We start from the raw sequence: 4,979 nt of genomic DNA, 5'->3' as shown, positions 1-4,979 counted from the left end.
TATCCACAACCTCAAAACGGTGTTTTGAGCAGCCTGCGGGCTAGCTTCCTAGTTTGCTCTTTGATTTTCATTGAGTATAAACAGCCACTCTCCAGTTCAATTGGAGAGTTTTTTGATGAGAGTAGATATTTATAGACCTCAATTTGACACCATACATTTTCTATGATAAAATGTAACAAATTCATTTACAACAAATCGAAATCTAAATGAAATGGAATTTTCTATGAAATCAATCAAAGGACTACTCTTTATCATAGCTAGTTTTATCTTGACTCTTTTGACTTGGATGAACACTTCTCCCCAATTCATGATTCCAGGACTAGCTTTAACAAGCCTATCTCTGACTTTTATCCTAGCCACTCGTCTCCCACTACTAGAAAGCTGGTTTCACGGTTTGTAGAAGGTCTACACCGTCCACAAATTCACAGCCTTTCTCTCAATCATCCTACTAATCTTTCATAACTTTAGTATGGGCGGTTTGTGGGGCTCTCGCTTAGCTGCTCAGTTTGGTAATCTTGCCATCTATATCTTTGCCAGCATCATCCTTGTCGCCTATTTAGGCAAATACATCCAATACGAAGCTTGGCGATGGATTCACCGCCTGGTTTACCTAGCCTATATTTTAGGACTCTTTCACATCTACATGATAATGGGCAATCGTCTCCTTACATTTAATCTTCTAAGTTTTCTTGTTGGTAGCTATGCCCTTTTAGGCTTACTAGCTGGTTTTTATATCATTTTTCTATATCAAAAGATTTCCTTCCCCTATCTAGGGAAAATTACCCATCTCAAACGCTTAAATCACGATACTAGAGAAATTCAAATCCATCTTAGCAGACCTTTCAACTATCAATCAGGACAATTTGCCTTTCTAAAGATTTTCCAAGAAGGCTTTGAAAGTGCTCCGCATCCCTTTTCTATCTCAGGAGGTCATGGCCAAACTCTTTACTTTACTGTTAAAAATTCAGGCGACCATACCAAGAATATCTATGACAATCTTCAAGTCGGCAGCAAAGTAACCGTAGACAGAGCTTACGGACACATGATTATAGAAGAAGGACGAGAAAATCAGGTTTGGATTGCTGGAGGCATTGGGATCACCCCCTTCATCTCTTACATCCGTGAACATCCTATTTTAGATAAACAGATTCACTTCTACTATAGCTTCCGAGGAGAGGAAAATGCTGTTTATCTAGATTTGCTCCATGACTATGCTCAGAAAAATCCTAATTTTGAACTCCATCTAGTAGACAGTAGGAAAGACGGCTATCTTAATTTTGACCAAGAAAAAGTGCCCGATCATGCAAGCGTCTATATGTGTGGTCCTCTTTCTATGATGAAGTCACTTGCCAAACAGATTAAGAAACAAAATCCAAAAGCAAATCTTGTTTACGAAGGATTCAAGTTCAAATAACCACTCATACTCTCCTGAGAATTCTAGGAGAGTTTTTTTATAGCCAAATGAAATAAGACCGGAGCGATGGAATTTTGGCATTCAAATCAATTGATAAGAATATTTTATAGTGGAATAAAATAGGATACGAACAAATTTATTAGGAAAATCAAATGAATTTATAGAAATCTTTTAGCAGTCATGACGTCCTATTCCAGTTTCAAAATGCTATAAAAGCAGCATTGTGCTAGTCTAGTTTCAGTTTACTATACTAAAACGAGTAGCTTGAAATCAAAAAACCCACCCAATGGGCAGGTTTTATCTGTATTATTCAGCTAGATTAAGCTTTACCTTCTGAACCGAATACGTCGATACGTTCTTCAACTGATGCTTGGATAGCTTTTACACCGTCAGCCAAGAATTTACGTGGGTCGAAGAGTTTTTTCTTGTCGTATTCTGCTTCGTTTGCTTCGTAGTCACGAGCAAATTTACGAGTTGCGTTAGCGAATGCGATTTGGCATTCTGTGTTAACGTTAACTTTGGCAACACCAAGTTTGATAGCTGCTTGGATTTGCTCATCAGGAATACCTGAACCACCGTGCAATACGATTGGGAATCCTGGAAGAGCTTCTGTCAATTTTTGCAAGTGGTCAAGGTCAAGACCTTCCCAGTTTGCTGGGTAAGGACCATGGATGTTACCAATACCAGCTGCCAAGAAGTCGATACCAGTTTCAACCATTGCTTTAGCGTCTTCGATTGGAGCCAATTCACCTTTACCGATGATTCCGTCTTCTTCACCACCGATAGTACCAACTTCAGCTTCTACTGAGATACCTTTAGCGTGTGCTTTTTCAACAACTTCTTTAGCCAATTTAAGGTTTTCTTCAACTGGAAGGTGTGAACCGTCAAACATGATTGAAGTGTAACCAACTTCGATACACTCAAGTGCATCTTCGTAGTGGCCGTGGTCAAGGTGGATAGCTACTGGTACAGTGATACCCATTGATTCAACAAGGTTAGCGATCAAGTTGCGAGCAACTTTGTAACCACCCATGTATTTAGCAGCACCCATTGAAGTTTGGATCAAAACTGGAGCTTTTTTAGCTTCTGCTGCGCGCAAGATAGCTTGAGTCCACTCAAGGTTGTTTGTGTTAAATCCACCAACTGCATAACCGTTGTCACGAGCTGCTTGGACAAATTTTTCTGCTGAAACGATTGCCATTTTATCAGGCCTCCTGTATATTTTTATGGGTCACCCCATTTACATTGTTCATTTTATCACTTTTTGACAAAAAAATCTAGTTTTTCCCGTAGTTTCAATTGAATTTCTTCTAGCTTCATCCATGTAAACCCTTTCTATCTCTAGTCTTGGGCGACTTTTGGAAAAGCTATGAAGAAGGTTAAACGATTCTCCTCCATCTCGAAATGATAAGCTAATTTTTCATGTTCCAATAGACTCTTGACCACAAAGAGTCCCATCCCAGACCCTTTGGGCTTGCGACTAGCATTATCAGAAAAAGACTGGGCTAGTTTTTCTTGTTCTTCTGAGCTACAGCTATTCTCGATAAAGAGTTCCCCTTCTCTTTCTCCAATGCCAACCAAGCCACCTGGAACAGAGTGCTTGATGGCATTGCTGATGAGATTAGAAAGAATCAACTTCATAACTGATGGGTTTAGATAAGCCTGCTGATGGGTCAAACTATTGTCAATCTGGAGCTCTCTTTCCTTGGCGAGCAAGGCATAATCCTTAACCAGACTTTGTGTCATCTGGAGGAGGTCAATTTCTTCCCTATCATCTCGCAACTCCTGCACAGAAGAGAGGGAAAGTATCTGCAGAACATGGTGATTGAGTTCATCCACAATCCCCAAGGCAACTCCCAAATACTGGTCTCTATCCTTATAACGACCGATATTCTCTTTCATGTTTTCGATCAGGATTTTCAAACTAGCCAGCGGTGTTTTCAGTTCATGAGAAGCCCCTCGTAGGAATTCGACCTTCATCTTCTCCAGCTGGAGAATGGCTTCATTCTTGTCATGCAAGTCTGCAATGACAGTCAAAAGATGCTGGTAGAGGCTATTGATTTGTTCCTTGAGATCACCAATCTCATCCCTAGAATCCACGCGCAATCGCACTTGGGAATCCAGTTCCATCATTCTACGAGTCACCCGTTTGATTTCCAAGATCGGGGCAACAATGGTCCGAGCATAGATGTAGGCCACCAAGAGGGAAATTAGAAAGGATGCCAGCAAGGTATAGGGAAGAAATTGGAGACTGATTTGCTCTGCTTCCTTTTGCAAATCCATAGAAACCAGAAACTGGAGAGTCATGGTGCTACCATCTTGCGTTGTCACCTCACGCTCCTCAATAAAGAGAGAGGTGGTCTGACGGTCCGTATCCAGAGGAATGCTGTCCTTGACTTCTAACTTGTCCTCTGTCATCTCGCCCTTAACGCCCCCCTTGATATCACTAGTCTGGGAATACAGCTCTAACACTTGCTCGATGCTCTGCCTATCCTTTCCTTCTAGGGACTTGGCAATAGCTGTCGCTTTCTGGCCAATGGTTTCCTGACGATGACTCAGATAAGTCGAGGGAAATAGAAAATAAATAGCTAAATGAAGGCAGATAACCAGAACACTAAATATCGAGAAGGTATAGATAAATATCTTTGTAAATAAACCTGTTCGTCTCATTTTCGCTCCAATTTATAACCAACATTGCGCACAGTGAGGATGCAGTCCAAGTCTAGCTTTTTCCGCAATTCCTTGATATAAACATCAATGACACGGTCAAAGGGAACCTCATCTGTCGCTTTCCAGACGGCATCGATTATCTGAGACCGAGTCAAGGCCCGGCCTTCATTTTTCACCAGATAATCCAGAATTTCCAACTCTTTGGCATTGATAAGCACTTCTTGACCTGCTAGACTGGCACTGTAGCTCTCAAAATCCACCCTGGCATCTTTATAAGAGAAGATTCGTCCTGTATCGTAGTATCTCTTGAAAATTGCATCCACCCTCACTTTTAAGAGGGAGAGGGAGAAGGGCTTTTCCAGATAGCCATCTGCCAGAGAAGCAAAGGCACTCATCTTGTATTCCTCATCCTGAAAGGCGGTCAGCATCAAGACAGGAACCTGACTGGTTTTACGAATCTCAGCTAGGACTTCTAGACCATTGAGCTTGGGCATCTGGATATCTAGTAAAATCAAGGCTACTTCATAGCTGGAAAATTTTTCTAAGGCTTCTTGCCCATCTGCAGCCTCAAGGGTTTCATAGCCACAATCCGTCAAATAATCACTGACCCCCTCACGGATCATCTCTTCATCTTCTACAATTAAAATTTTCATACTTTAACTGCTCTCTATTTTTTATTTTTCTTATACTCAATAAAAATCAAAAAGCAAACTAGGAAGCTAGCCGCAGGTTGCTCAAAGCACTGCTTTGAGGTTGTAGATAAGACTGACGAAGTCAGCTCAAAACATGGTTTTGAGGTTGTAGATGAAACTGACGAAGTCAGCTCAAAACATGGTTTTGAGGTTGTAGATGAAACTGACGAAGTCAGCTCAAAACATGGTTTTGAGGTTGTAGA

At 41.1% G+C, this 4,979-nt stretch carries 4 protein-coding genes and 1 pseudogene; 1 reads left to right on the top strand and 4 read right to left on the bottom strand.

Going from position 1 to position 4,979, the window contains the following annotated elements; all coding sequences use genetic code 11:
- Window positions 1-223 precede the first annotated feature (223 nt).
- Window positions 224-1,414, top strand: a pseudogene (locus HT729_RS03110) (oxidoreductase).
- Window positions 1,415-1,733: 319 nt separating this feature from the next.
- On the opposite strand, the gene HT729_RS03105 reads toward HT729_RS03110, so the two are convergent.
- The 4 genes from HT729_RS03105 to HT729_RS11760 form a co-directional block, all read right to left on the bottom strand.
- A complete protein-coding gene (locus tag HT729_RS03105; RefSeq protein WP_001019001.1) occupies window positions 1,734-2,615 on the bottom strand; it encodes a class II fructose-bisphosphate aldolase in 882 nt (293 codons plus the stop codon).
- 140 nt (window positions 2,616-2,755) lie between these two features.
- Complete coding sequence (vncS, locus tag HT729_RS03100; RefSeq protein WP_172931649.1) at window positions 2,756-4,084, bottom strand: sensor histidine kinase VncS; 1,329 nt, start codon at window positions 4,082-4,084, stop codon at window positions 2,756-2,758.
- The gene (gene vncR / locus HT729_RS03095; protein WP_000697964.1) at window positions 4,081-4,737 is read right to left on the bottom strand and encodes a response regulator transcription factor VncR; all 657 of its coding nucleotides are present in this window, start codon (window positions 4,735-4,737) and stop codon (window positions 4,081-4,083) included. The genes vncS and vncR overlap by 4 nt, the downstream gene beginning before the upstream one ends.
- Before the next feature lie 14 nt (window positions 4,738-4,751).
- Window positions 4,752-4,979, bottom strand: a 228-nt coding sequence (locus HT729_RS11760) for a hypothetical protein (RefSeq protein ID WP_205380677.1), incomplete at its 5' end; no start/stop codon positions are given.

The organism is Streptococcus sp. 79 (genome assembly GCF_013277425.1).
GTDB lineage: Bacteria > Bacillota > Bacilli > Lactobacillales > Streptococcaceae > Streptococcus > Streptococcus pseudopneumoniae.
The sequence above is the reverse complement of the archived record's forward strand: the minus strand, read 5'-3'. Positions and strand labels throughout refer to the sequence as shown.

Coding starts and splice junctions, on each gene's coding strand:
- HT729_RS03105 (WP_001019001.1), bottom strand. CDS start 2,615: ATGGCAATCGTTTCAGCAGAAAAATTTGTCCAAGCAGCTCGTGACAAC.
- vncS (WP_172931649.1), bottom strand. CDS start 4,084: ATGAGACGAACAGGTTTATTTACAAAGATATTTATCTATACCTTCTCG.
- vncR (WP_000697964.1), bottom strand. CDS start 4,737: ATGAAAATTTTAATTGTAGAAGATGAAGAGATGATCCGTGAGGGGGTC.